This is a genomic window from Mesorhizobium sp. M0598, from assembly GCF_040320865.1.
In the GTDB taxonomy this organism is placed as follows: Bacteria; Pseudomonadota; Alphaproteobacteria; order Rhizobiales; family Rhizobiaceae; genus Mesorhizobium.
The window spans coordinates 238,032-262,312 of the sequence record NZ_JAMYQL010000002.1 but is presented as its reverse complement, the minus strand read 5'-3'; the positions used below and the strand labels follow the sequence as shown (position 1 = coordinate 262,312).

At 61.8% G+C, this 24,281-nt stretch carries 25 protein-coding genes; 14 read left to right on the top strand and 11 right to left on the bottom strand.

Annotated features, from left to right (window positions below; all coding sequences use genetic code 11):
* Window positions 1-29: 29 nt before the first annotated feature.
* Complete coding sequence (speB, locus tag NKI59_RS04380; protein WP_023674641.1) at window positions 30-1,037, bottom strand: agmatinase; 1,008 nt, start codon at window positions 1,035-1,037, stop codon at window positions 30-32.
* A gap of 306 nt (window positions 1,038-1,343) precedes the next feature.
* On the opposite strand from speB, the gene NKI59_RS04375 reads away from it, so the two are divergent.
* The gene (locus NKI59_RS04375) at window positions 1,344-2,402 is read left to right on the top strand and encodes a glycerophosphodiester phosphodiesterase family protein (protein WP_352681588.1); all 1,059 of its coding nucleotides are present in this window, start codon (window positions 1,344-1,346) and stop codon (window positions 2,400-2,402) included.
* A gap of 349 nt (window positions 2,403-2,751) precedes the next feature.
* On the opposite strand, the gene NKI59_RS04370 is transcribed toward NKI59_RS04375, so the two are convergent.
* Window positions 2,752-3,630 carry an aldo/keto reductase family oxidoreductase gene (locus NKI59_RS04370; RefSeq protein ID WP_352681586.1) on the bottom strand — a complete coding sequence of 293 codons (879 nt, stop codon included), beginning with the start codon at window positions 3,628-3,630 and terminating at the stop codon, window positions 2,752-2,754.
* 94 nt (window positions 3,631-3,724) lie between these two features.
* On the opposite strand from NKI59_RS04370, the gene NKI59_RS04365 reads away from it, so the two are divergent.
* Window positions 3,725-4,618 carry a LysR family transcriptional regulator gene (locus tag NKI59_RS04365; RefSeq protein WP_352702565.1) on the top strand — a complete coding sequence of 298 codons (894 nt, stop codon included), beginning with the start codon at window positions 3,725-3,727 and terminating at the stop codon, window positions 4,616-4,618.
* A 108-nt stretch (window positions 4,619-4,726) separates the two neighbouring features.
* On the opposite strand, the gene rpsI is transcribed toward NKI59_RS04365, so the two are convergent.
* The 5 genes from rpsI to NKI59_RS04340 all read right to left on the bottom strand — a co-directional run bounded on the left by rpsI (window position 4,727) and on the right by NKI59_RS04340 (window position 7,053).
* Window positions 4,727-5,209, bottom strand: a complete 483-nt coding sequence (gene rpsI, locus NKI59_RS04360; RefSeq protein ID WP_023674644.1) for a 30S ribosomal protein S9 — start codon at window positions 5,207-5,209, stop codon at window positions 4,727-4,729.
* A 1-nt stretch (window position 5,210) separates the two neighbouring features.
* The gene (gene rplM, locus NKI59_RS04355) at window positions 5,211-5,675 is read right to left on the bottom strand and encodes a 50S ribosomal protein L13 (RefSeq protein WP_352702562.1); all 465 of its coding nucleotides are present in this window, start codon (window positions 5,673-5,675) and stop codon (window positions 5,211-5,213) included.
* A gap of 257 nt (window positions 5,676-5,932) precedes the next feature.
* Window positions 5,933-6,331 (bottom strand): type II toxin-antitoxin system HicB family antitoxin, encoded by a 399-nt coding sequence (locus NKI59_RS04350; RefSeq protein WP_352449337.1) that lies wholly within the window; start codon window positions 6,329-6,331, stop codon window positions 5,933-5,935.
* Window positions 6,332-6,358: 27 nt separating this feature from the next.
* Entirely contained in the window at window positions 6,359-6,541 is a 183-nt protein-coding gene (locus NKI59_RS04345; protein ID WP_352449435.1) for a type II toxin-antitoxin system HicA family toxin, read from the bottom strand.
* A 56-nt stretch (window positions 6,542-6,597) separates the two neighbouring features.
* On the bottom strand, window positions 6,598-7,053 hold the full coding sequence (locus NKI59_RS04340) for a PaaI family thioesterase (RefSeq protein ID WP_352702560.1): 456 nt from the start codon (window positions 7,051-7,053) through the stop codon (window positions 6,598-6,600).
* Between the two features lie 158 nt (window positions 7,054-7,211).
* Here NKI59_RS04340 and NKI59_RS04335 point away from each other — a divergent pair, with 158 nt between their 5' ends.
* The 5 genes from NKI59_RS04335 to NKI59_RS04315 all read left to right on the top strand — a co-directional run bounded on the left by NKI59_RS04335 (window position 7,212) and on the right by NKI59_RS04315 (window position 10,859).
* On the top strand, window positions 7,212-8,033 hold the full coding sequence (locus NKI59_RS04335) for an enoyl-CoA hydratase (protein WP_352702559.1): 822 nt from the start codon (window positions 7,212-7,214) through the stop codon (window positions 8,031-8,033).
* A 9-nt stretch (window positions 8,034-8,042) separates the two neighbouring features.
* The gene (locus NKI59_RS04330; RefSeq protein ID WP_352702557.1) at window positions 8,043-8,465 is read left to right on the top strand and encodes a VOC family protein; all 423 of its coding nucleotides are present in this window, start codon (window positions 8,043-8,045) and stop codon (window positions 8,463-8,465) included.
* Window positions 8,466-8,541: 76 nt separating this feature from the next.
* Window positions 8,542-9,063 carry a CoA-binding protein gene (locus tag NKI59_RS04325; protein ID WP_352542616.1) on the top strand — a complete coding sequence of 174 codons (522 nt, stop codon included), beginning with the start codon at window positions 8,542-8,544 and terminating at the stop codon, window positions 9,061-9,063.
* A gap of 159 nt (window positions 9,064-9,222) precedes the next feature.
* On the top strand, window positions 9,223-10,503 hold the full coding sequence (locus NKI59_RS04320) for an O-acetylhomoserine aminocarboxypropyltransferase (protein ID WP_352702554.1): 1,281 nt from the start codon (window positions 9,223-9,225) through the stop codon (window positions 10,501-10,503).
* Between the two features lie 5 nt (window positions 10,504-10,508).
* Window positions 10,509-10,859: a cupin domain-containing protein gene (locus tag NKI59_RS04315; RefSeq protein WP_352449343.1), complete on the top strand. Its 351-nt coding sequence runs from the start codon at window positions 10,509-10,511 to the stop codon at window positions 10,857-10,859.
* A 157-nt stretch (window positions 10,860-11,016) separates the two neighbouring features.
* Here NKI59_RS04315 and NKI59_RS04310 read toward each other — a convergent pair whose 3' ends face one another.
* Complete coding sequence (locus NKI59_RS04310) at window positions 11,017-12,474, bottom strand: LVIVD repeat-containing protein (RefSeq protein WP_352702551.1); 1,458 nt, start codon at window positions 12,472-12,474, stop codon at window positions 11,017-11,019.
* Window positions 12,475-12,583: 109 nt separating this feature from the next.
* Here NKI59_RS04310 and NKI59_RS04305 point away from each other — a divergent pair, with 109 nt between their 5' ends.
* Window positions 12,584-13,498 (top strand): LysR family transcriptional regulator, encoded by a 915-nt coding sequence (locus NKI59_RS04305; RefSeq protein ID WP_352682001.1) that lies wholly within the window; start codon window positions 12,584-12,586, stop codon window positions 13,496-13,498.
* A 162-nt stretch (window positions 13,499-13,660) separates the two neighbouring features.
* On the opposite strand, the gene NKI59_RS04300 is transcribed toward NKI59_RS04305, so the two are convergent.
* Window positions 13,661-14,908: a cytochrome P450 gene (locus NKI59_RS04300; protein ID WP_352702549.1), complete on the bottom strand. Its 1,248-nt coding sequence runs from the start codon at window positions 14,906-14,908 to the stop codon at window positions 13,661-13,663.
* A 96-nt stretch (window positions 14,909-15,004) separates the two neighbouring features.
* On the opposite strand from NKI59_RS04300, the gene NKI59_RS04295 reads away from it, so the two are divergent.
* On the top strand, window positions 15,005-16,108 hold the full coding sequence (locus NKI59_RS04295; protein WP_352702547.1) for an NAD(P)/FAD-dependent oxidoreductase: 1,104 nt from the start codon (window positions 15,005-15,007) through the stop codon (window positions 16,106-16,108).
* Window positions 16,109-16,112: 4 nt separating this feature from the next.
* Here NKI59_RS04295 and NKI59_RS04290 read toward each other — a convergent pair whose 3' ends face one another.
* Window positions 16,113-16,703, bottom strand: a complete 591-nt coding sequence (locus NKI59_RS04290) for a hypothetical protein (RefSeq protein WP_352702544.1) — start codon at window positions 16,701-16,703, stop codon at window positions 16,113-16,115.
* A 346-nt stretch (window positions 16,704-17,049) separates the two neighbouring features.
* Between NKI59_RS04290 and NKI59_RS04285 the strand changes: the two genes are divergently transcribed.
* The 4 genes from NKI59_RS04285 to NKI59_RS04270 all read left to right on the top strand — a co-directional run bounded on the left by NKI59_RS04285 (window position 17,050) and on the right by NKI59_RS04270 (window position 22,419).
* Window positions 17,050-17,679 (top strand): ATP-dependent Clp protease proteolytic subunit, encoded by a 630-nt coding sequence (locus tag NKI59_RS04285; RefSeq protein ID WP_023674655.1) that lies wholly within the window; start codon window positions 17,050-17,052, stop codon window positions 17,677-17,679.
* Window positions 17,680-17,983: 304 nt separating this feature from the next.
* Window positions 17,984-19,258 carry an ATP-dependent Clp protease ATP-binding subunit ClpX gene (gene clpX, locus NKI59_RS04280; protein WP_006332719.1) on the top strand — a complete coding sequence of 425 codons (1,275 nt, stop codon included), beginning with the start codon at window positions 17,984-17,986 and terminating at the stop codon, window positions 19,256-19,258.
* Between the two features lie 280 nt (window positions 19,259-19,538).
* Window positions 19,539-21,950: an endopeptidase La gene (gene lon, locus NKI59_RS04275; protein ID WP_023674656.1), complete on the top strand. Its 2,412-nt coding sequence runs from the start codon at window positions 19,539-19,541 to the stop codon at window positions 21,948-21,950.
* A gap of 196 nt (window positions 21,951-22,146) precedes the next feature.
* Window positions 22,147-22,419 carry an HU family DNA-binding protein gene (locus NKI59_RS04270; RefSeq protein ID WP_023674657.1) on the top strand — a complete coding sequence of 91 codons (273 nt, stop codon included), beginning with the start codon at window positions 22,147-22,149 and terminating at the stop codon, window positions 22,417-22,419.
* A gap of 87 nt (window positions 22,420-22,506) precedes the next feature.
* Here the strand turns inward: NKI59_RS04270 and NKI59_RS04265 are convergent, their stop codons facing one another.
* Window positions 22,507-23,529, bottom strand: a complete 1,023-nt coding sequence (locus NKI59_RS04265) for an aldo/keto reductase (RefSeq protein ID WP_352681562.1) — start codon at window positions 23,527-23,529, stop codon at window positions 22,507-22,509.
* Window positions 23,530-23,713: 184 nt separating this feature from the next.
* Between NKI59_RS04265 and hxlB the strand changes: the two genes are divergently transcribed.
* Window positions 23,714-24,280, top strand: coding sequence for a 6-phospho-3-hexuloisomerase (hxlB, locus tag NKI59_RS04260; RefSeq protein WP_352702542.1), 567 nt, complete (start codon window positions 23,714-23,716; stop codon window positions 24,278-24,280).
* Window position 24,281: the final 1 nt, after the last annotated feature.

Sequence of the window (24,281 nt, the reverse complement as noted above, 5' to 3'; positions counted from 1 at the left end):
TGCCTGCCAAAATTCCTGTTTTCTCAAAGCTATATGCCGCTCGCCTGATTCAATCCGGCAACGCCGTGATTGCCCTGGGTCATTTCCTCGAGCCGGGCCTTTCGTTCCGCCAACAGCCCGAGATAGTGCATGGCCACCATCGACCCGGCAATTGCCGTTATATCGGCGTGATCATAGGCTGGCGCAACCTCGACGACGTCGGCGCCGACGATATCGAGCTGGTTGATCTGGCGCAGCACCGACAGGATCTTTGCCGAAGACGGGCCTCCCGCGACCGGCGTTCCGGTGCCGGGCGCAAAAGCCGGGTCCAGGCAATCGATGTCGAAAGTGACGTAGGTCTTCTTGCCGCCCGTACGGTCGACGATGGCATAGGCGATGTCCGACGCACGCATTTCCTCCACTTCATGGCCATACAGGATCTTGATGCCGAACGTGTCGGGCGCATGGGTGCGGATGCCGATCTGGATCGACCGGTCGGGGTCGATGATGCCCTCCTTGACTGCACGGCCGACGAAGGAGCCGTGATCGATGCGCTTGCCGTCGTCGGGCCAGGTGTCCTGGTGTGCGTCGAACTGCACCAGAGCCAGCGGGCCATGGATGGCGGCATGCGCCTTGAGCAGCGGCCAGGTGACGAAGTGATCGCCGCCGAGCGACAGCAGGAAGGCGCCGGATTTCAGGATCTTCGCCGCTTCGCGTTCGATCGTGGCAGGCGTCTTCTGGTGATTGCCGCTGTCGAGCAGGCAGTCGCCATAATCGACCACGGCAAGCTGTTCGAACAGGTCGCGCGAAAACGGATATTGCGGATCGTTGTCGAGGATGGCCGAGGCGCGGCGGATTGCCTGCGGTCCGAAACGGGCGCCCGGCCGATTGGTGACCGCAGCGTCAAAGGGAATGCCCCACACCACCGCATCGGCGTCCTTCACGTCCTTCGAATATTTGCGCCGCATGAACGACAGGGCGCCGGCATAGGTCGGCTCGAACGACGCACCCGTCCTGGAGCGGGTGGTGAAGGCGTGATCGATGGTCCTTGGCGGCATGAAGCGATCTCCTGTGCGTCGACGCGCAACCTTATTGGACATAATTCTCAGAATTGCGACCCCTGCGGAGGATCATGGCCATTCGAATCGGTCACAAATCCTTGCTCGCCAGGCGAACCCGGCATGGCTCGCCAGGAGATTGCCTGGCAAGCAACCGAAAGTAGCCGCCAACGGCTGCTTCGGCCGGCGCTGACCTGAATTTTCCAGCATTTAGCAAGCCGGCTTCGTTCACCTGCCTGTCACGGGCATCGCTTAACCGGGGTGCGATCCCGGTACGGAGCGATTCTCGTGCGAACGACTTGTCTCATGCGAACGATTTGGCTGAGCCTTCTGCTTTCCGCGGCGCTGGCGCTCTCCCTTGGCCAGGCATCGGCAGGCGAAACGCGCGCCAGGCAGATTCTCGACCGCTTCGAGCACGCCAACCAATGGCGCGACCATGTGATAGTGGCCGCGCACCGCGCCGGCGGCATGCAATCCGGCAAGACGCTCTATCCCGAAAATTCGATCGCCGCCGTCGAGGCGTCGATCGCAATGGGCGCCGAAATCGTCGAGGTCGATATCAGGCGCTCGAAGGACGGACAATTCGTCGTCATGCATGACAGTTGGCTCGACCGCACGACGAATTGCAAGGGTGAGGTGGTCAACCGCACGATGGCCGAACTCAAGACTTGCCGGTTGGTGATCGAAGGCACCGGCGCCGTTACGGGCGAGACGGTCTCGACGTTGCGCGAGATGTTGATGACGACCAGGGACAGGATCCTGATCAATCTCGACAACAAGCTCGATACCGAAAGCCTCGTCGGCATGGTCGCGGTTGCGCGCGACCTCGGCATGGCCGAACAGGTGATCGTCAAGGAGAACCTGTGGAATGCGGAGCGGATTGCCAGTGTCAAGGCCGCCATGGACGCGATCGGCAGCGGCTTCCAGTTCATGCCGATTATCGCCGATGACGCGGTTCGCGACGCCATGTTTGCCGAGAAAGTGAGCCGAGCCTTCCCGATGCGCGCGGTCGAGATGATCAACTGGCGCATGGGATCAGAGACACTGACCGAGACCGGCGGCCCGCTGTTCAGCCCGCGCATGCGCGCGCTGGCGGTGAGGGGCGACTGGCACATCTGGGCCGACACCTATGCCATCGTCAACAAGCCGGGCGGCTTCCTCGCTGGCGGTCGCGGCGACGAGTTGGCGGTTGCGGCCAGCCTGCCGCGCGAGACCTACGGCTTCTGGGTCGAGCGCGGCGCCACCATCATCCAGACCGACGAACCGAAGGCCGCCATCAGTTGGCTGGCGGCGAACGGTTTTCGCGTGCCCTATGCCGGTGAGAAGCGCCCGGCCGAGCCGGCCAACACGGCCAGCATCAACTAGACCGGCGCGGCGAGAACTGGATCTCCCTCTTGTGGGGACGATGCCCGGCAGGGCAGAAGGTCCCGCCGACCCCAGGCCGGCAGCGCCAAACTTTCGAAGGAACCCAGAAACAGAAAACCCGCCTCTGTGGGCGGGTCGTTGGAGCCAATTAGCACCATACGCAGATTAGTAGCATAGCTGCCGGCACAAAGCAAGAACAAAATGTGGCGTAGTGGCAGAAAAATGCGACGATCCTTCAGCGTCTCGGTTGTCCCGCCTGTGAGGTCGCGCGCCTTCGCTGTCCTGCCGGCAATCTCCCCCGCAAGGGAACCCACTTGGGGGAGATTGGCTCATCACTGCCTTCGGTAATCTACCCGCAGGCCGCCATTGCCACACCATCCAGCTCCTTGATGACATCGTCCGACAATTCGAGGTCGGCAGCGGCGAGGTTCTCCCGCAGATGCGCGACGGAAGACGTGCCGGGGATCAGAAGAATGTTGGGTCCGCGGCGAAGCAGCCAAGTGAGCGCGACCTGCATGGGCGTGGCGCCGAGGCGTGCGGCGACCTTGGACAAGGTCGACGACTGCAACGGGTTGAAGCCGCCAAGTGGGAAGAACGGCACATAGGCGGTGCCGTCGCGGGCCAGATCGTCGATCGAGGCATCGTCGCCCCGATGCGCCAGATTGTACTGGTTCTGCACGCAGACGATCCTGCACATCCTGCGGCCTTCGGCGATCTGTGCAGCGGTGACGTTGCTCAGCCCGATGTGGCGCACGAGGCCCCGTCGCTGGAGCTCGGCAAGCGTCGCAAGCGGCGCCTCGATCGACCCTTCGGCAGGGCCATGCGCGTCGAACATGACCCGAAGGTTGACCACCTCCAGCACGTCGAGTCCGAGATTGTGCAGATTGTCGTGCACCGCCTGTGTCAGCTCTTCTGCCGAGAAGGCCGGCAGCCATGAGCCATCCGTGCCGCGTCGGGCACCGATCTTGGTGACAATAACGAGGTCGTCGGGATAGGGTGCGAGCGCTTCGCGAATCAACAGGTTGGTCACGTGCGGGCCATAGAAGTCGCTGGTGTCGATGTGGTTGACGCCTTGTGCAACGGCTTCGCGCAGTACGGCCAATGCCGCGTCGTGGTCCTTTAGTGGGCCGAAGACGCCTGGCCCTGCGAGCTGCATGGCGCCGTAGCCGAGCCGTCTCACCTTGCGGTCGCCGAGGATGAATGTGCCGGACTGGTCGACGCTGGACATGGTCTTTCTCCTTCAGGAACGGTGCACAGATAGACGTTGTCCGATCTCATGATAATTGGGTACAATTCGCACGGGCTGTGCGGAATGACGAACAATGCAGATTGATCTCGGGGACCTGAACGCCTTCGTGGCCGTAGCGCGCGCCAGAGGTTTTCGGGATGCGGCACGCGCCAGCGGCGGCAGTGCGTCCGGCTTGAGCGAGGCGGTGCGGCGCCTGGAGACGCAGCTCGGTGTCAGGCTGCTCAACCGGACGACCCGCAGCGTTGTCCTGACGGAAGCCGGCGAAGGCCTGCTGGCGCGGCTCGGTCCTGCCTTGACCGAGGTGGAGTCGGCCCTCGACGTAGTGAACGGCTTTCGCGACAGGCCGGCAGGTACGTTGCGCCTCAATGTGCCGGTCAGCGCGGCGCGGCTGGTACTGCCCAGCATCGTTCCGCCTTTTCTCGCCGCCTATCCGGGCATCCGGTTGGAGGTGATCTCGGAGGAGAGCTTCGTCGATGTGCTGGCGGCTGGGTGCGACGCCGGCATTCGCTATGAGGAGCGGCTGGAGCAGGACATGATCGCTGTGCCGATCGGACCGCGCGTGCAGCGCTTCGCCACCGCCGCCAGCCCGGCCTACCTGGATCGTCATGGCCGGCCGCAACACCCGCGCGACCTGCTCGGCCACGCCTGCCTGCGCGGCCGCTTTGCCAGTCGTGCGATGCCGCCGTGGGAATTCGAGCGCGACGGCGAGGTGGTGCGGGTCGACCCGACGGGGCCGCTTCTCGTGACCCTGGGCGGGGCGACTGACCTCAAAGTCGATGCAGCCATCGCCGGCACCGGCATCATCAGCCTGTTCGAGGATTGGCTACGCCCTCACTTCGAGAGCGGGGCGCTCGAACCGCTGCTTGAACCCTGGTGGCAGAGCTTCTCCGGGCCGTTCCTTTACTATCCCGGCCGGCGCCTCGTGCCGGCACCGTTGCGGGCGTTCATTGACTTCATCAAGGCCTGAAGTCTGCCACCATGCGTGCGAGCCGCGCCCGATGGGGTGATTGGTGCCCCTTTTTGTGGAAAAGGCCGCCCGGAGGCGGCCTTTCGATAGCGTGTAATTGCGCAGTGCTTAGCGCTTGGAGAACTGGAAGCTGCGGCGGGCCTTTGCCTTGCCGTACTTCTTGCGCTCGACGACGCGGCTGTCGCGGGTCAGGAAGCCGCCCTTCTTGAGCACGGCGCGCAGCGCCGGCTCGTAGTAGGTCAGCGCTTTCGAGATGCCGTGGCGCACGGCACCCGCCTGGCCGGACAGACCGCCGCCGATGACGGTGGCGACGATGTCGTACTGGCCGGCGCGGTTGGCGGCGATGATCGGCTGGTTGAGGATCATCTGCAGCACCGGGCGCGCGAAATATTCGGCGAACACCTTGTCGTTGACGACGATCTTGCCGGAGCCGGGCTTCACCCAGACACGCGCGATGGCATTCTTGCGCTTGCCGGTGGCGTAGGCGCGGCCCGACTTATCGAGTTTCTGGACGTGGACGGGTGCGGCCGGCTGGGTGTTGGTATTGCCGGTGGCAGCTCCGAGTTCTGCGAGCGAGGAAAGCTCAGCCATCTTACGAAACCTTCTTGTTCTTGGCGTTCAGCTTGGCCACGTCGAGGACGACGGGCTGCTGGGCGACATGCGGATGGTCCGTGCCTGCGTAGACGCGGAGGTTCTTCATCTGGCGACGGCCGAGTGGGCCACGCGGGATCATGCGTTCGACGGCCTTCTCGACGACACGTTCGGGAAAGCGGCCCTCGAGCAGCTGGCGCGCGGTGCGCTCCTTGACGCCGCCGGGGTGGCCAGTGTGCCAATAATAGACCTTGTCGGTGAACTTCTTGCCGGTGAACACCACCTTGTCGGCATTGATGACGATGACGTTGTCGCCGTCGTCGACATGCGGGGTGAAGGTGGGCTTGTGTTTGCCGCGAAGATGATTGGCGATGACAGTGGCGAGACGGCCGACGACGAGACCCTCGGCGTCGATCAGCACCCACTTCTTCACCACATCCGCAGGCTTCTGCGAAAAGGTTGCCATGGATTGTTGCTTTCGGTTCGGACCTTCAAAAGAAGGCGTTTCTTGTTGCTTGGATTGGCGAAAGGCGCTTGCCCGCCGCCAATAACAAAACGGCGGCCTTTGCGGGCCGCTGCTTCGTCACGGCTTATAGGGGAGGGGTTCGATCGCGTCAAGGCGCATGAAACACTTGCCAGAAGATAAAGCCAAATGAAAACAAGGTTTTGTGTTAAAGGTATGATTTTACCGCATCGCGATTTTGGCTCTGTGTCGGGCAAGTCTCAGTGCTTTGCCTCGATTTCCTTGCGAGCTGCGCTGGAGAGGAATGCCGATCGCGTTATGCCTCGGTCGCGCGCTGCGGCGTCGATCGCCCGCAAAACGCCACGCTCGAAAGTCACATTCGCCCTCACGACGGCGCTGTCATTGTCGATGAGTGGTACCGAGACCAGATAGCCTCCTTCAGCAAGTGCTTTGCGTATATCCGCAAGCGCGATGATCGCCTCGTGGCTGGACGGTTCGGGAACAGGCATATCCTCCGCCCACAGTTGCAATGCTTCGACTGCATTCGGTACGATGTCTTCCGCCTCGTCCGCGGCTGAAAAGCAGCCGGGAATGTCGGGAAAGCGAATGCCGAACGCGCTGTCGGGATCTTTATCGACCAACGCGAAATAGTTCTTCATCTCAGCCTCCAAGCCGCTTCAGGTCGCCTATATCCAGCCCGCTTGCTTGGCGATGGCGCGAGCTGTACCGGTTGGTAGATCCTTCTCCGGATGCGGAACGATCAACACGATCTCGCCCTTTCGGAACTTGTGATGTGAGCCGCGTATGGAAACCAGCTCGAAACCGTCGTCCTTGAGACGCTTCACGATTTTGCGGCTGTCACGCTCCAGCAAAGATCACCCATGCGCACATATATACACATCAAGGAAAAATTCAATCGAAAGCATCAGGCCGGCGCTCGCTTTGGCGGGATCGAATAGGTGCCCGTTGCGTGCGCTACCGTGTGTCCCTCCGGGCCGGCGACGATGTCGATATCGAACACCATCAGGCTCTTACCGAGCTTGAGGACGCGGCAATGGCCGTCGATCGGCCCGGCCTCGGCCTTGCGGACAAAATTGATGTTGAGACTGGTGGTGACCGAAAGCGCATCCGGTCCGGCATGCGAGAGCACGCAGACATAACCGCCTATGTCGGCCAGCGTGAACAGCGCTGAACCCGACACGGTGCCGCCGGGACGCAAATGGCGCTCGTCGGCGTTGAGCCGCACGACACAGCCGCCTGGAAACACCTCCAACGCCTCGTAGAAGGTGAACTGGTCGTTGAGCTGCGGGAAAATGGTCGCCATCAGCGCGTTGATTTCAGCAGCCGTCAGCACCGGCTTGAGATTGCTGTGGGCGGGCATTTCAGTCTCCCGGTTTGCGCCCTGCATGTATGAACGCGACGTGGCGTTTCTGGCAACAGCCCATTCATTATGGCAGAAGCGGACGAGGGAGTTGGACGAAGCGAGACGCCATACTAGATTAGTCGATCACCGATCCGGAATCGCGGAGGAAGGACCCCATGGCCGAAATCGTTGCCATCAAACCTGCCGTTGCCGAAGGGCCCGTCGTCTCCAGGCTGGACAAGGGCGTGCTCCGTCTGACGCTGGCCAATCCGCCGGCCAACGCTCTTTCGCTTGCAGTGATGGCGGCGCTGATGACGGAACTCGACCGCGCCAAGGCCGACAAATCCGTCCGCGTCATCGTCCTTGGGGCGGCCGGCAAAGTGTTCTGCGCCGGACACGACCTCAAGGAGTTGAGCGCGCACCGCGCCGATGCCGATCGCGGCAGGGGCTTCTTCGAAAAGACCTTTTCCGCCTGCGCTTCACTGATGCAGGCGATCGTTCGCCATCCTAAGCCGGTGATCGCCGTAGTCGACGGTCTGGCGACGGCGGCCGGATTGCAGCTGGTTGCCAGCTGCGATCTCGCCATCGCCTCGCACGAGGCGACCTTCTGCACGCCTGGCGTCAATATCGGACTGTTCTGCTCGACGCCGATGGTGGCGCTGTCGCGCAACGTCTCGCGCAAGCACGCCATGGAGATGCTTTTGACCGGCGAGACGATCGATGCGGCAACCGCCAAGGAATTCGGCTTGGTCAACCGCGTCGTGCCGCGCGAATATCTGAATCAGATTGTCACCAAATACGCGCAAACCATCGCGTCCAAATCCTCCCTGGTCGTCAAGATCGGCAAGGAAGCCTTCTACGAACAGGCAGAAATGGGGCTGGCCGAGGCCTATGATTACACCGGGCGCGTCATGGTCGAGAACATGCTGGCGCGCGATGGGGAAGAGGGCATTGGCGCCTTCATCGGAAAGCGCAAGCCGGAATGGCCGGAGGAATAGGAGGCGGATATGGAACCGCGCATCTCCATCATCACCATAGCTACCGACGATCTCGACCGCGCGGTGCGCTTCTATGAGGCGATGGGCCTGAAGCGCCATGCCGGGATCACCGAGGGCGTTGCCTTCTTCCAGATGGGCGGCGCCATTCTCGGCCTGTTCCCGCGGCAAAGCGCCGAAGAGGATTCGGGCGTGACCTTCAGCAAGGCACCTTCGGCCGTCTACCTTGCCTACAACACCCGCTCTGACGCCGAGGTCGACGAAGTGCTTGCGGCGGCTGAGAAGGCCGGCGGCAAGATCGTCAAGCCGGCCGGGCGCGCCTTCTGGGGCGGCTGGTACGGCTATTTCGCCGATGCGGACGGGCATGTCTGGGAAGTCGCGCACAATCCCGCTTTTCCGATCGCGGAAGACGGATCGATTTCGCTGCCGGGCTGACGACGTTCTCCCTGGCCCATTGCAAGCCACTTGCTCGGCTGTTGGCACCTCACTCCGAAGCGCTGTATGACGAGGCATGAACCACGACGCCTACGACAACGCCTATATCGCCGGCATCCTCAATTCCGTGAAGACCATCGCCATGGTCGGCGCGTCGGCCAACGATGTGCGGCCGAGCTATTTCGTGCTGAAATATCTGCTCGGCAAGGGGTTTTCGGTGTTCCCGATCAATCCCGGCCAGGCCGGCAAGGCGATCCTCGGCCAGATGACCTATGCCAGGCTCGCCGACGTTCCGGAACCTGTCGATATGGTCGACGTGTTTCGCGCTTCCGCTGCCGTGCCGGGCATTGTCGACGAGGTGTTGCGGCTCGATCCGCTGCCGAAGGTCATCTGGATGCAGCTTGGCATACGCCATGACGAGGCGGCCGCACGCGCCGAAGCCGCCGGCATCAAGGTGGTGATGAACCGTTGCCCCAAGATCGAATATGGCAAGCTGTCCGGCGAGATCGGCTGGACCGGCGTCAATTCAGGCGTGCTGTCGTCGAAGAAGCCGCTGATGCGGCCGGGGTTCCAGAGTTTCGGCGTTCGCCAGAAGTAGGTAATGAATGGTGAATGGTGAATAGAAGGATTTTTCTGGAAGGCGGGCAAGGCGGCATATGAGCCGCTTGCAATCAGGGTGGGGCTGGCCGACTTTGCCATTCACCATTCACCATTCACCATTCACCATTCACCATTCACCATTGAGGGAGGTTTTTCGATGGCCCGCACGCCCGGTTTCAATACGCTCGCCGTCCATGCCGGCGCCAAGCCGGATCCGGCGACCGGCGCACGCGCGACGCCGATCTACCAGACCACCTCCTTCGTCTTCGACGATGCCGACCATGCCGCCTCGCTGTTCGGGCTGAAGGCGTTCGGCAACATCTACACCCGCATCATGAACCCGACGCAGGCGGTGCTGGAAGAGCGCATCGCGGCACTCGAAGGCGGCACGGCAGGCCTTGCCGTCGCCTCCGGCCATGCCGCGCAGGTGCTGGTCTTCCACAACCTGATGCAGCCCGGCGACAATTTCGTTTCCGCGACAAAGCTTTACGGCGGCTCGATCAACCAGTTCGGCCACGCCTTCAAGAATTTCGGCTGGCAGGTGCGCTGGGCCGACACCAACGATATCTCGACCTTCGAGAGTCAGATCGACGACAGGACCAAGGCGATCTTCATCGAGAGCCTGGCTAACCCTGGCGGCGTCTTCGTCGATATCGAGAAGATCGGCGACATCGCCCGCAAGCACGGCCTGCCGCTGATCGTCGATAACACGCTGGCCTCCCCCTACCTGCTGCGGCCGATCGAGCATGGCGCCGACATCGTCGTGCATTCACTGACCAAGTTCATCGGCGGCCACGGCAATTCCATCGGCGGCGCCATTGTCGACGGCGGCACCTTCGACTGGTCGAAGTCGGGCAAATATCCGATGCTGTCGGAGCCGCGCCCCGAATATGGCGGCCTCGTCCTGCACGAGACCTTCGGCAATTTCGCCTTCGCCATCGCTGCTCGCGTGCTCGGCCTGCGCGACATCGGCGCGGCGATTTCGCCGTTCAACGCTTTCCTGATCCTGACCGGCCTGGAAACCTTGCCGCTCAGGATGCAGCGCCACTGCGACAATGCGGCGGCGGTCGCCGGATGGCTTTCCAACCATCCCAAGGTCGCCTGGGTTTCCTATCCCGGCCTGCCCAGCGACAAGAACAACGCGTTGCAGAAGAAGTACTCGCCGCTTGGCGCCGGCGCGGTGTTCACATTCGGGCTGAAGGGCGGCTATGCCGCGGGAATCAAGTTCGTCGAGGCGCTCGAATTGTTTTCGCACCTGGCCAATGTCGGCGACACCAAGTCGCTGGTCATCCACCCGGCATCGACCACGCATCGCCAGCTTTCCGACGAGCAGAAGATCAACGCGGGGGCAGGGCCGGACACGGTCAGGCTTTCGATCGGCATCGAGGACGTCAACGACATCGTCGCCGATCTGGAACAGGCTCTCGCCAAGGTTTGATCGCCATGACCACGCCGAAATTTCTTTCCGTCGGCGTCGACACCGTCGAAGCCGAGCATGGCGCACCGGCGCCGGATCGCCTGATTTCAGGCGAACCGAAATTCCGCACCTGGAATGTCGAGGAACAGGCGGGTGGCCTTTATGCCGGCATCTGGGAAGCAACGCCGGGCAAATGGCGCATCGAATATGATGAGTGGGAGTTCTGCCACATCCTGTCAGGGGTTTCGGTGATCGCCGAAGACGGCGGCGATGCGCGCACCGTCAAAGCCGGCGATAGTTTCGTGCTGAGGCCGGGTTTCAAGGGGAGCTGGGAAGTGCTTGAAACGACTCGCAAGGAGTATGTGATCAAGCTTTGATCTCGCATCGCGCCGGACTTTACAAAGGCGATCGATGTCCGTGTCGGAAAATCCGTATCGGCTCATCATGTCGCGGTGCTACGAAACTTCCCAGCAAATCATGACTGCCTCCGCTTCCGCGCTCCGACTAAGGCCTCATTCAGGGTGAATGTGACCGTCACGTTCGATCCGTTTCCGGCCGCGGGCCGGTGTAGCGGAGAATCCAGAGCCCCTGGTTCTTGTCAGTTATGTAAATGAAGCCGCGCCGGTCCACGACCACGTCCTCGGTCTGAACAACCAGCTTGTCTTCCGGCATAGGGCCGTAGCGTCGGACTGGCTCCGGCGGGATGAAGTAGCCGACCTCGCGCGGAAGCCGAGTATTCGAGACGTCATAGACCCTGAGCCCAGCGTTGAAGTGCGCGATATAGAACAGATCGCCTTGTTTCTGGACATCGGGATGATGCTGGTGGTGGTTGATGTTGTGCGGTCCGCGCCAGCCGCCACGAGTTGTGAAATCCGAATAGGGAGCGCCTTCGGGTGGCACTGGTTCGGGCAACAGCGACAGCAGGAAGGGTTCACTGGAATCGGAAATATCGACGATCGAAGCGTGATGCATCGGACCAAGTCCATAGGTGACGTTCTCCGAATTGGCGAAGGCAATGCCGCGCTCTGGAATCGGCAGCACGCTATGCACACCGAAGCGCGAATGAAACGGTGGGCTGAAGCTCAGGCCGCCGACCTGCCTCGGCTGGGAGACGTCGCTAATATCGAGCACAACGATTCCCGCCGCACCATAAGGCAAATAGACAAGATCGCCGGTGACATAAGGCGGGCCGTGCAGCGAGACATCCTCGCCCGTGCTGGCGCAGAAGGCGCCGCACATGCATTGCGGCTTCAGTCGCAACCGGTAGCGATCGGCGGTCTCCTGGTCGGCGGCGGGCTTCGCAGCCGCAAAGCTCTCGCCGCCGGCCTCGTGTTGGCCCGGCACCCACCAGCGTCCGGCTTCGCGCGGATTCGAGCGATCCGAAATATCGAGGATGACGTAGATGTTGCCCCTGTAACCCGGCATGCCGGCGGCAAGGTGGACATAACGTCCACCGGGATAGAGGTTGCGATGCGTGCCGTTTCCGCCGGTGCGGTAGTGACTGAGTTGTTTCGGATTGATGGGGTCCGCGATATCCCAGATCAGAACGCCTTCGCCGAACGGTGCGTCGGGGTCACCGCCGAAATTAGCAAAGGGCTTTTCGAGGGCGGTCACCATCGTGTCGCCGGACAAATCTATTTGTAGAGTCCAAGTGTTCGTGCCGAGATAGGGCACGAACTTGACCGTCTCGGGCTTGGCCGGGTCGGTCACGTCCACGATGCTCCAGCCGGAGTGCCAGAAGTGCCCAGTGTAGAGATACCAACGTTCGCCAACCTGCCTGATCGCCATTTTGAAGGCTGGGCGATGATCGAGATCGGTATAGCCCACTGCTTCGACATTGTGGGCGAAAGCGCCAGGGGGCGCTGGCGACGAAGCTGGAACGGGTTGGGCAAAGGCCTCGCAGACAAGACCGGATTGAGATGCCGCGGCGATCGTCGCGCCGATGAGCGGCACTTTCAGCATCTGGCGGCGTGAAATCTCGGAATTTTTCAAAGCGCGTCTCCCGGATTTTGCAGCTTTCCGGGTTTTGCAGATTCCGATACTTTCCGTCCAATATCGTTTGAGCCATGGGTAATTCTATTTGGGAAATTAAAGGCTGAAGATGAACCACAAGCTGATGCAGTCCTTCATGGCCGTCGCCGAAGAGCTGCATTTCGGGCGCGCGGCAGCGCGCTTGCATATCTCACAGCCGCCCCTGACAAAGCAGATCCAGCAACTGGAACAGGCGATGGGTGTGCGCTTGCTGGAGCGCACCAAGCGCAAGGTCGAACTGACTGCGGCGGGGCGTGTGTTCCTTGATGAGGTTAGGGCCGTGCTTCAGCAGACAGAGCAGGCGGTGGAGCTTGCTCGCAAAGCCGATCGTGGCGAAACCGGCCATCTTGCTGTCGGATTCATCGACGCGGCTATCTACAGTGTGGTGCCTTCTGTCGTCCAACGCTTCACCAAGCGCTATCCCGAGGTCGAGTTGAGCCTGACCGACCTGCGCATTCCCAATCAAGTCAGGGCTGTGGCCGAACGCCAGCTCGATATCGGTTTTGTTCATCCTCCCGTCGTTCACAACGCATTGAAGGTCGAAAGCATACTGGTCGAACCCCTGATCGTGGCCTTGCCGGAAACGCATCGGCTGGCCTCGGAAGCAGAGGTCGCGCTAGCCGACTTGGCCTCCGAAGCGTTGATTCAGTTCCCGCGCAGCATCAATCCATCCCTCTATGACGAGATCGTCGGGTTGTGCCGTTCATCCGGGTTCAGCCCGAGGATCGTTCGAGAAGCAACGCCGAAGCAGACAATCATCGGACTTGTATCCGTCGGGCTGGGCGTCTCGCTGCTGCCCGCCTGTCTGCAAAATTTGCGCCGGAGCGGCGTCGTTTATCGCCCTATCCAGGGACGAACCTTGTCTATCGACACTTCAATCATCTACCGGCATGAACAACCCTCGCCGGTGCTGAAGGCCTTCCTCGACATCGTCCGCGAGACGACGCAAAAAGATTCAAATCCCGTCTCTCTTCAAGCTTCATGACCGAATTTCTATAGGCATCCGGGATTGTTAGTGTGAGGTCCTGCTTCCGGTAGCTTCATCGTTCGATCAGCGATTATTTGGTACTCGCGACCCTTGAGATGTTACCTATTTGACCGGAATTCGCCGGAGCCGGCTTTCGAAGCCTGTCGTCGGAAGCCGTCCTCAGATTCTGACGGCAAGCGTTTCCAGCCCGTGGAAATGATAGGTGTCACGGAAGCGCGGCTGTTCGGCAAGATGCAGCTGCGGTAGCCGTTCGAACAAGGTTTTCAGCGACACCTGCAATTCGAGCCGGGCGAGCGGCGCGCCGATGCAGAAATGGATGCCGGCGCCGAACGATACGTTCTTCTGGTCGGCGCGGTTCGGCCTGAAGGCGAGGGGCTCGGCAAAGGCGACTGGATCGCGATTGGCCATGCCGAGCAGCAGACCGATCGTCTCGCCCGGCTGGACGATGATCCCCGGCCCGGCCTCGACCTCCTGATAGGCGTCGCGCGTGAACATGTGCAGCGGCGCGTCGAAGCGCAGGCACTCTTCGACCGTCGCGGCTGTTGCTTCCGGTGAGGCGAAGAAGCGGCGCGGGTCGCCGCCTTGCGCAAGGATCGAGCGCACCGCATTGCCGGTCTGGTGGACAGTTGCTTCATGGCCGGCATTGAGCAAAAGGATGGCCGAGGATACCAGCTCGTCCTCCGACAGTTTCTGGCCGTCCTCCTGTGCCGCAATCAGCAGCGACAGAAGATCCTCGCCCGGCCTCTTTCGCCGCTCGGCGACATAGCCGCGCAAAAAACTCGAAAAGTCGCGCGCGGCGCGATTGGCCGTGTCCTCCGTCTCGCGGGTGCGGCCATGCATGTACATGGCGACCATCCGATGCGACCAGTCGAGCAGCTGCGGCCCCATGTCGACCGGCACGCCGAGCATCTCCGCAATGATGGTGATCGGCAAGGGAGCTGCGAATGCCGGCAGCAGGTCGACTCCTCCTGGTTCGAAACGGTCGATCAGTTCGTTGGCCAGCGCCTCGACACGTGGCCTGAGCCGCTCGACCTGGCGCGAGACGAAGGCGCGGTTGACCAGCGTTCTGAGCCGTGTGTGGACAGGCGGCTCCAGCTCCAGCATCGAATTGGCCTCGATGCCGTCGAAGGCGCTGAGGTGCGTGCGGTCCTGACCGATGCCTCGGCTGTCCGGAATGCCGGCCGGGTTCTGCCGGCCGAAGCGGCGATCGCGCAGCAGACGGTTGACGTCGTCGAGGCCGCCAAAGCACCAGAAACCAAATTCTTCCCAGACGAAGGCGTTCGATGCGCCGTGCAGGAAGGCGTAAGCTTCGTAAGGGTCTTGGAAAAAAGCCGGCTCGTGCGGATCGAGCCGCAGGCGACGCGTGGCTGGATCAAAGGCAAGGTAGGGCGGCTTCAATTCGGTCATGCCAGATCATTAGCGCGGCTTGCCTGTCTGGTGCCAGACCGTATGTTGGCCCTCCCGTGAGGTGAGCCGCCGAAGCGGTTGCGGAAGGACGGTTTCATGAATGTGATCGTGATCGGTGCGGGCATTGCCGGGCTTTCGACGGCGTGGTCGCTGGCCAAGGCCGGTCACCTCGTCTCGATCGTCGAGCAGGGACCGATCCCCAATCCGCTCGCCGCCTCCGGCGATCATCATCGCATCATCCGCCGCGCCTACCGGGCCGGAACGGGCTACGGCCGCCTGATCACCGAAGCCTATGAAGCCTGGGATGAGATGTGGGCCGATCTCGGTGAAAGCCATCTCGATCCGCGCGGCTTCGTCTGCATTTCGCGCCAGCCGGGAGACGAGGCCGAGGAATACCGAGAAGGCATGGAAGCCGGGAACTACCCGTTCGAATTGTTCGAGCCGGATGCCGCGGTCGAACGCTGGCCGTTCCTAGAACCTGGTTCATTCCGCTATGCGTATTTTTCGCCGGACGGCGGCGCGCTGCACTGCCGCAAGATCGCCTCGGGCCTCGCCAGATGGCTGCGCGCGAACGGCGCCAATGTCTACGAAAACAGCAAGGTGGTCGAGATCGACGCCGACGCCGGGCATGTTGTGCTTGCGGGCGGCGAAACGATGCAGGCCGAACGGATCGTCGTCGCTGCCGGCGCCTGGGTGCTAAAACTGTTCCCGGAGCTGGATGGCGAGCTGAAAACCTGGCGCACCGCGCTCGCCTATGTCGAACCGCCGACGGACCTGAAAGCGGTCTGGCAGGCAGCACCGGTCGTCCTCAACATCGGCGGCACTGTCGACGGCTACGCCATCCCGCCGACAGGCGGCGCCGGCATGAAATTCGGCTCGGGCCTGCACAGGGTGCCGACCAGCGATGCAGACTGGAACCGTCAGCCGGTACCGGGCGAGGGTGAGGCGATCCGCAACCTGTTTTCGCCGCCGATCGCTCGTATCGAGGAGTACAAGGTCACCGAAGTGGTCACCTGCGCCTACACATTCACCGCCGACGAGAAATTTCTGGCCCACCGGAAAGGCAGATGCCTGGTCGTCTCGGCCTGCTCCGGCCACGGCTACAAGTTCGGCGCGGCGGTCGGCCGGCGTGTTGCAGCCTGCGTCGGCAATGGCGATGTCGACGGCCTGAAGATATGGCTCAGGGCGGAGGGCGCCTGAGCGCCTAGTATCGGCAATGCCTCGGAATATGCACGCGCCGCCAGCTGGATGAGCCCTCCCTGACCACCACGCGGCGAGCCACTGTCTGATAAGACGCAGGAATGTCGATGATGCGCCGTTGCTCCGGCCGCACGAGAACCTCTTCGGCGACGCTCTCGTATTCGGCGGGGAGGACAACGCGCCGCCGGCGTTCCGGCTCAACCACGACGATCTCGGCCACGCGTTCATAGCGCGCCTTGTGCCTGACCTTGCACAGCACCTTGCGGCCATCGATGATGCGCCATTCCCAGGAATAGCCGCCGTCATCGACCCTCACGGACCGGTAGATGGTGCGGGTGATGGCGGGCACGGTCTCGTAGCTGACGCGCGCCGGCGCGATCTGCACCACGCGCTCACGCGTCCCGTAGATTGGCGCTTCATACTGCACCTGCTGGCCGGCTGGGCTGACGAGCACCTCCTCGTAGACGGTGTCGTAGACGGCCGGCCGATTGACCTGCTCGTAGCATTCGACCGCGCGTCCGCCGGCAGCCGTTTCGGACGCCATGTCGAGAACGCTGATGCCGGCAAGGGCCAAGGAAGCAACTTTCTTGATCATCGCACTCCCCCTGTTTGAACTGCGTGAAGCGAGTTCAACGTTGAATTGTAGGGCAAGCCGTGGCCGGAAAAAGCGGTTTCACCACTTTTCGTTAAGCGATGCGGTTAAGAAACTGCTAAACAACGGCCAAGCATGAGCGCCCCTTCCCACGGCAGGAGAGGGCTACAGGCACGGCGACAGGCGAAACTGGTTTGGAAACCTTGATTCGACTTAACCGGATGGCTAGGAGAGGCGGCCTTGCGCTAGGGTGAGCCGGCATCCTATTTACACAATAACGATCCAGAACCGATTCTGCCCGATTGCAAATCTCCGGCGCCGGAATCCCATCCTCAAAAAGGGATAGTCCATGAAGAACCCCGTCGAAACCTACATGAACCTCGTTCCGATGGTGGTCGAACAGACCAATCGCGGCGAGCGGGCCTACGACATTTTCTCGCGGCTCCTCAAGGAGCGCATCATTTTCATCACCGGCCCGGTCGAGGATGGCATGGCGACGCTGGTCTGCGCGCAGCTGCTGTTCCTCGAGGCGGAGAATCCGAAGAAAGAAATCAACCTCTATATCAACTCGCCGGGCGGCGTCGTCACCTCGGGCATGGCGATCTACGACACGATGCAGTTCATCAAGCCTGCCGTGTCGACGCTCTGCATCGGCCAGGCCGCATCGATGGGTTCGCTGCTCTTGACGGCGGGCCACAAGGACATGCGCTTTGCCACGCCGAACGCCCGCATCATGGTCCACCAGCCTTCCGGCGGGTTCCAGGGCCAGGCTTCCGACATCGAGCGCCATGCCCAGGACATCATCAAGCTGAAGCGTCGCCTCAACGAGGTCTACGTCAAGCACACCGGCAAGAGCTACGATGAGATTGAAAAAACGCTCGACCGTGACCATTTCATGACTGCCGACGAGGCCAGGGATTTCGGCCTCATCGACAAGGTCATTTCGTCACGTGAGCCGGTCGAAGGTATTGCCTTATAGGCCCGCGGTGGCCCCGCGGTGGCAATGAGTGGCGGGATCACGCGCTTTTGGCGCGGCTTGCGGCATTTCGGCCACAATTGGCTGTTCCCTCGACGGGTGCAATTGCCTACGTTAAGGCTATGTTGATTTTCGACGGCTTAGCTTTGCGTGGGGTTGTTCGAATCATTGCCCCGTTTTCCGATTTGTGTTTCGTACGGAATGCGTTGCGGGAGCCGGGGCACTGGCGGCAGCGGATTCCCGCGATAGATTGAATATGCGCCCTTTCAACCAGACCATCGGCGGGCGGCCATGAAAGGACAGGAAAATGAGCAAGGTCGGCAACAACAGCGGTGATTCCAAGAACACGCTTTATTGCTCGTTTTGCGGCAAAAGCCAGCACGAAGTGCGCAAGCTGATCGCCGGGCCGACGGTGTTCATCTGCGACGAATGCGTCGAACTGTGCATGGACATCATCCGCGAGGAGAACAAGACCTCGATGGTGAAGTCGCGCGAGGGCGTGCCGACCCCGCAGGAAATCCTCAAGGTTCTCGACGACTACGTCATCGGCCAGCCCTACGCCAAGCGCGTGCTGTCGGTGGCCGTCCACAATCACTACAAGCGCCTCGCCCATGCCGGCAAGAACAACGACGTCGAACTGGCGAAGTCTAACATCCTGCTGATCGGCCCGACCGGCTGCGGCAAGACGTTGCTGGCGCAGACGCTGGCCCGCATCATCGACGTCCCCTTCACCATGGCCGACGCGACGACGCTGACCGAGGCCGGCTATGTCGGCGAGGATGTCGAGAACATCATCCTGAAGCTGTTGCAGTCGGCCGACTACAATGTCGAGCGCGCCCAGCGCGGCATCGTCTATATCGACGAGATCGACAAGATCTCGCGCAAGTCGGACAATCCCTCGATCACCCGCGACGTCTCGGGCGAGGGCGTGCAGCAGGCACTTTTGAAGATCATGGAAGGCACTGTCGCCTCCGTGCCGCCGCAGGGCGGCAGGAAGCATCCGCAGCAGGAATTCCTGCAGGTCGACACCGCCAACATCCTGTTCATCTGCGGTGGCGCTTTCGCCGGCCTGGACAAGATCATCTCGGATCGCGGCAGGAAGACCTCGATCGGTTTCGGCGCCATCGTCGCTTCGCCCGAGGATCGCCGCACCGGCGATGTTTTCCGCCTGGTCGAGCCTGAGGATCTCTTGAAGTTCGGCCTCATTCCAGAGTTCGTCGGCCGTTTGCCTGTCCTGGCGACGCTGGAGGACCTCGACGAGCCGGCGCTGATCCAGATCCTGACCGAGCCGAAGAACGCGCTGGTCAAGCAGTATCAGCGGCTGTTCGAGATGGAGAATGTCGACCTGACCTTCCACGAGAACGCGCTGTCGGCGATCGCCAAGCGCGCCATCGAGCGCAAGACCGGCGCGCGCGGCCTTCGTTCGATCATGGAAGCGATCCTGCTCGACACCATGTTCGAGCTGCCGGCGCTGGAAGGCGTGCGCGAAGTCGTTATTTCGGAAGAGGTGGTGTCAGGCAACGCGAGGCCGCTCTACATCTATTCCGAGCAGAAGGAAAAGAAGGGCAACGTCAGCGCCTGACGTGAGCCGGCAATGGATTTTTCTGAAACGGCGCCGCAGGGCGCCGTTTTGCTGTCGCACACCGCGTACGGCGCCGCCTAATGGCTGCGGATTGGAGGGACGGACCGTGTTGACCCTTGATCTTTACCCGCCGTGCCTCCAACTAAAGGCAGAAGGCCGTGGTGCCGAATTCTGTGCTGTAAAACTCCCGTCACAAACGGTGGTAGGCGGAACGATCCCCGGTCGTTAATATGAGATTCGCGGTTGGCCGATTGGCGGCCGCGACATGAAAGGTTGGACAATGGCCAAATTATCCAAGGCTCCCAGCGACGGCGTCTTCGCAGTCCTCCCACTGCGCGACATCGTGGTGTTCCCGCACATGATCGTTCCGCTCTTCGTCGGGCGTGAAAAGTCCATCAAGGCGCTGGAAGAAGTGATGGGTCAGGAAAAGCAGATCCTGCTTGCGACCCAGATGAATGCCGCCGACGACGATCCGGAGCCCGATGCCATCTTTGACATCGGCACGCTCGCCAATGTGCTGCAATTGCTGAAACTGCCGGACGGCACCGTGAAGGTGCTGGTCGAAGGCGCCTCGCGCGCGAAAATCGTCGCGTTCACCGACCGTCCCGACTTCCATGAAGCCCGTGCTGCGGCGCTGGTCGAACCGGAGGAGGAAGAGGTCGAGGTCGAGGCGCTGGCCCGTTCCGTCGTCACCGACTTCGAGAACTACGTCAAGCTGAACAAGAAGATCTCGCCCGAAGTGGTGGGTGCCGCCAGCCAGATCGACGACTATTCCAAGCTCGCCGACACGGTCGCTTCGCATCTTGCCATCAAGATCCCCGAGAAGCAGGAGATGCTCGCCACGCTGTCCGTCAAGGAACGGCTGGAAAAGGCGATGGGCTTCATGGAAGCCGAAATCTCGGTGCTCCAGGTGGAGAAGCGCATCCGCTCGCGCGTCAAGCGCCAGATGGAGAAGACGCAGCGCGAATACTACCTCAACGAGCAGATGAAGGCGATCCAGAAGGAGCTCGGCGAGGGCGAGGACGGCCGCGACGAGGCCGCCGAGATCGAGGCGCGCATCAAGAAGACCAAGCTCTCCAAGGAGGCCCGCGAAAAGGCGGAAGCCGAACTGAAGAAGCTGCGGACGATGTCGCCGATGTCGGCTGAATCGACCGTCGTGCGCAACTATCTCGACTGGCTGCTGTCGATCCCGTGGGGCAGGAACTCCAAGGTCAAGCAGGATCTGGCCTTTGCCCAGAACGTGCTCGATACCGACCATTTCGGCCTCGACAAGGTCAAGGACCGCATCGTCGAATACCTCGCCGTGCAGAGCCGCCAGAAGAAGCTGAAGGGGCCGATCCTGTGCCTCGTCGGACCTCCCGGCGTCGGCAAGACCTCGCTCGGCAAGTCGATCGCCAAGGCGACCGGCCGTGAGTTCATCCGCATGGCACTGGGCGGCGTGCGCGACGAGGCCGAGATCCGTGGTCACCGCCGCACCTATATCGGCTCGATGCCCGGCAAGGTCATCCAGTCGATGAAGAAGGCAAAGAAATCCAACCCGCTCTTCCTGCTCGACGAGATCGACAAGATGGGCCAGGATTTCCGCGGCGATCCGTCATCGGCTTTGCTCGAGGTGCTCGATCCCGAGCAGAACTCGACGTTCATGGACCATTACCTCGAGGTCGAATACGACCTGTCGAGCGTGATGTTCGTGACGACGGCGAACACGCTGAACATCCCTGCGCCCTTGATGGACCGCATGGAGATCATCCGCATCGCCGGCTACACCGAGGACGAGAAGATCGAGATCGCCAAGCGTCACCTGATGCCCAAGGTGATCCGCGACCACGCGTTGCAGCCGAAGGAATTCTCCGTCGGCGAGGACGCGATCCGCGGCATCATCCAGACCTACACCCGTGAAGCGGGCGTCAGGAGCCTGGAGCGCGAGCTGATGAAGCTCGGGCGCAAGGCGGTGACCGAGATCCTGAAGACGAAGAAGAAGACGATCAACATCACGGCGGACAATCTTGCCGATTATCTTGGTGTTCCGCGCTTCCGCTTCGGCCAGGTCGAGAGCGACGATCAGGTCGGCGTGGTCACCGGGCTCGCCTGGACGGAAGTCGGCGGCGAGCTGTTGACGGTGGAAGGTGTCATGATGCCCGGCAAGGGCCGCATGACCGTGACGGGCAATCTGCGCGACGTTATGAAGGAATCGATTTCGGCGGCGGCGTCCTATGTCCGCTCGCGGGCCATCGATTTCGGCGTCGAGCCGCCGCTGTTCGACAAGCGCGATATCCACGTCCACGTGCCGGAAGGCGCAACGCCCAAGGACGGACCGTCGGCTGGCGTGGCGATGGCGACGGCGATCGTCTCGGTGCTGACCGGAATCCCGGTCAAGGCCGATGTGGCGATGACCGGCGAGATCACGCTGCGCGGCAGGGTGCTGCCGATCGGCGGCCTCAAGGAGAAGCTGCTTGCCGCACTTCGCGGCGGCATCAAGAAGGTGCTGATCCCGGAAGAGAACGCCAAGGATCTGGCGGAGATTCCGGAGAACGTGAAGAGCGGCATGGAGATCATTCCGGTCTCACGGGTTGGCGAAGTGTTGCGCCATGCGCTGGTGCGCATGCCGGAACCGATCCAGTGGGTTGAACCCGTCAATGCGCCGGCCGTGGTCGATGTCGGGGACGAAGCTGGTAAATCGCTGGCGCATTAGCTCTTGCTAAAGTTGCAATGCACAAAGAGAGAGCCGGGCCTTGAGCCCGGCTTTTTCATGTGAAGAACCCCGGATTTCCGGGCTTTTTTCGACTTTCCCGGCGCTTTTCGACTTGGTTGCCGGAGCGCTTCTTTCTAAAGTCCGTTTCCTGCCGGATGAGTCGAGTGTTCCGGTTTTCTCATGGAAGGGAATTTTTATGAACAAGAACGAACTGGTGTCCGCTGTCGCCGATGCCGCGAGTATTTCGAAGGGTGACGCGCAGTCGGCGGTTGATGCGGTGTTTTCCGTCATCACCGGCGAACTGAAAAAGGGCGGCGATGTCCGGCTTGTCGGCTTCGGAAATTTCACCGTGTCACAACGCGCCGCGTCGACCGGCCGCAATCCGCAGACCGGTGCGGAAGTGAAGATCCCGGCGCGCACCGTGCCGAAGTTCTCGGCCGGCAAGGGCCTCAAGGACGCGGTCAACTAAGCGCCTCCTTAAGTCTTTCAGAGAAAAGAAAAGCCGGTATATCCGGTTTTTCTTTTCTGTGCCCGCAACGTCGTTGGAAAGGCGGCACTATGCCGTCGGCGCATCCGCGCGCATCAAGCCTTCTGTCTTGAGATCGGCCCACAGCGCCGATGGCGGTTTCGCGTCGAGCAGCGAGCGATTGCTTTCGACTTCGCCCGGCCGCTGGCCGCCGGGGATTACCGAGACGACGGAAGGATGCAGCAGCGGGAACTGCAGCGCCGCCTCGATCAGGCGCACGCCGTGGCGCTTGCAGACGGCCTCGATGCGGGTGACGCGGTCGATGATGTCCTGCGGCGCCTCCGAATAGTTGTAGTAGGCGCCGGGCTTCGGCCCGGTTGCCAGGATGCCGGAATTGTACGGCCCGCCGAGAACGATGCCGATGCCGCGTTGCTGGCATAGCGGCAGGAAAGACTGCAGCGCTTCCTGCTCCAGCAGCGTGTAACGCCCGGCAAGCAGGAACAGATCGAAATCGCCGCGCTCGGCCAGCGTCTGGGCAACCTGCCACTCGTTTATGCCGCCGCCGAACGCCTTGATCACGCCCTGGTCGCGCAATGCCAGCAATCCGTAGTAGCCGGAGCTCATGAATTCCTGAATGCGCTGGTCCGAGGCTTCCTTGCTGCCATGGGTGAAGATGTCGACATCATGCACGAAGAGGATGTCGATGCGGTCAACGCCGAGCCGTTCCAGCGAGGCTTCGAAGGAGCGCATGACGCCGTCATAGCTGTAATCGTAGACCTCGCGGCGCGATGGGGTGTCGAAGAATTTGCCGATGCCGGTGCGCTGTTCCGGCGGGCAGGCGCGCATGATGCGCCCGACTTTGCTGGACAGCACGTAGTCGTCACGCTTCTTCGAACGCAGGAACGGATTGAGCCGCGTTTCGGCAAGGCCCAGCCCATAGAGCGGCGCGGTGTCGTAGTAGCGGCAGCCGACCCGCCATGCCGCCTCCAGCGTAGCATTGGCATCCTCATCGGATACGGCGCGATAAAGATTGCCGAGCGGCGCAGTGCCGAAGCCGAGCTCGGTGAAGGTGATGCCGCCATTGCCGATGCGGTCGAAATGCCGTGTCTTCATATGCTGCCGTTTCCTCATTTGCGATTTGCCGTGACACTATCACGGCTGTGGCGCATCAAAAGCACTGCGTGTCGTTGGACACCGATTTTCGCGGTGATAGCATGAGTGAAAACAAGCTGTTCGGGGCAGATGTGACTGAGATATTCAAATGGTTCTCCGGCACCGGCAAGCTGGTGCAAATGTCATGACGGACGCCGGCGAAAACCTGTTTGGGATTGCGCTGAGCGAGCTTGGCACCGTGCTGGAGCGTATCGACGCAAGCCGCATCGACGCGGCTTGCGCCATCCTGGCTGGCGCGAAAAAGATCGTCACCTATGGCTGCGGCCGCGAGGCGCTGCAGGTCCAGGGTTTTGCCATGCGGCTCTACCATCTCGGTCTGCCGGTGTCGGTCGTCGGCGACATGACCACGCCGCCGCTGGGCGAGGGCGATGTCTTCCTCGCCAGTTCCGGCCCGGGTGAGACGTCGACGGTGCTGACCTTGATGCAGGTCGCGCGCGAGGCCGGTGCCACAGTCCTGCTGCTCACCGCACAAGCCGACAGCACTGCCGCGAAGCTGGCCGATTTCACACTGCTTATCCCGGCTCAGACCATGGCCGACGACCAGGGCCCTGAAAAGACATCCGTCCTGCCGATGGGCTCGGTTTTCGAAGGCGCGCTGTTCGTCCTCTTCGAAGTGATGGTGCTGAAGCTCAGGGATCTGACCGGCGTCTCGCCGGAAGCGATGCGCGCCCGCCACACCAATATGGAGTAGG

What these genes read in the sequence shown, in the direction of transcription:
- NKI59_RS04265 (WP_352681562.1), bottom strand. Translation starts at nt 23,529, where the DNA reads ATGAAGACACGGCATTTCGACCGCATCGGCAATGGCGGCATCACCTTC.
- speB (WP_023674641.1), bottom strand. Translation starts at nt 1,037, where the DNA reads ATGCCGCCAAGGACCATCGATCACGCCTTCACCACCCGCTCCAGGACG.
- NKI59_RS04285 (WP_023674655.1), top strand. Translation starts at nt 17,050, where the DNA reads ATGAAGAACCCCGTCGAAACCTACATGAACCTCGTTCCGATGGTGGTC.
- NKI59_RS04375 (WP_352681588.1), top strand. Translation starts at nt 1,344, where the DNA reads ATGCGAACGATTTGGCTGAGCCTTCTGCTTTCCGCGGCGCTGGCGCTC.
- NKI59_RS04270 (WP_023674657.1), top strand. Translation starts at nt 22,147, where the DNA reads ATGAACAAGAACGAACTGGTGTCCGCTGTCGCCGATGCCGCGAGTATT.
- NKI59_RS04365 (WP_352702565.1), top strand. Translation starts at nt 3,725, where the DNA reads ATGCAGATTGATCTCGGGGACCTGAACGCCTTCGTGGCCGTAGCGCGC.
- rpsI (WP_023674644.1), bottom strand. Translation starts at nt 5,209, where the DNA reads ATGGCTGAGCTTTCCTCGCTCGCAGAACTCGGAGCTGCCACCGGCAAT.
- NKI59_RS04330 (WP_352702557.1), top strand. Translation starts at nt 8,043, where the DNA reads ATGGAACCGCGCATCTCCATCATCACCATAGCTACCGACGATCTCGAC.
- hxlB (WP_352702542.1), top strand. Translation starts at nt 23,714, where the DNA reads ATGACGGACGCCGGCGAAAACCTGTTTGGGATTGCGCTGAGCGAGCTT.
- NKI59_RS04320 (WP_352702554.1), top strand. Translation starts at nt 9,223, where the DNA reads ATGGCCCGCACGCCCGGTTTCAATACGCTCGCCGTCCATGCCGGCGCC.
- NKI59_RS04305 (WP_352682001.1), top strand. Translation starts at nt 12,584, where the DNA reads ATGAACCACAAGCTGATGCAGTCCTTCATGGCCGTCGCCGAAGAGCTG.
- rplM (WP_352702562.1), bottom strand. Translation starts at nt 5,675, where the DNA reads ATGGCAACCTTTTCGCAGAAGCCTGCGGATGTGGTGAAGAAGTGGGTG.
- NKI59_RS04340 (WP_352702560.1), bottom strand. Translation starts at nt 7,053, where the DNA reads ATGCCCGCCCACAGCAATCTCAAGCCGGTGCTGACGGCTGCTGAAATC.
- NKI59_RS04290 (WP_352702544.1), bottom strand. Translation starts at nt 16,703, where the DNA reads ATGATCAAGAAAGTTGCTTCCTTGGCCCTTGCCGGCATCAGCGTTCTC.
- clpX (WP_006332719.1), top strand. Translation starts at nt 17,984, where the DNA reads ATGAGCAAGGTCGGCAACAACAGCGGTGATTCCAAGAACACGCTTTAT.
- NKI59_RS04295 (WP_352702547.1), top strand. Translation starts at nt 15,005, where the DNA reads ATGAATGTGATCGTGATCGGTGCGGGCATTGCCGGGCTTTCGACGGCG.
- NKI59_RS04335 (WP_352702559.1), top strand. Translation starts at nt 7,212, where the DNA reads ATGGCCGAAATCGTTGCCATCAAACCTGCCGTTGCCGAAGGGCCCGTC.
- NKI59_RS04315 (WP_352449343.1), top strand. Translation starts at nt 10,509, where the DNA reads ATGACCACGCCGAAATTTCTTTCCGTCGGCGTCGACACCGTCGAAGCC.
- NKI59_RS04300 (WP_352702549.1), bottom strand. Translation starts at nt 14,908, where the DNA reads ATGACCGAATTGAAGCCGCCCTACCTTGCCTTTGATCCAGCCACGCGT.
- lon (WP_023674656.1), top strand. Translation starts at nt 19,539, where the DNA reads ATGGCCAAATTATCCAAGGCTCCCAGCGACGGCGTCTTCGCAGTCCTC.
- NKI59_RS04350 (WP_352449337.1), bottom strand. Translation starts at nt 6,331, where the DNA reads ATGAAGAACTATTTCGCGTTGGTCGATAAAGATCCCGACAGCGCGTTC.
- NKI59_RS04370 (WP_352681586.1), bottom strand. Translation starts at nt 3,630, where the DNA reads ATGTCCAGCGTCGACCAGTCCGGCACATTCATCCTCGGCGACCGCAAG.
- NKI59_RS04325 (WP_352542616.1), top strand. Translation starts at nt 8,542, where the DNA reads ATGAACCACGACGCCTACGACAACGCCTATATCGCCGGCATCCTCAAT.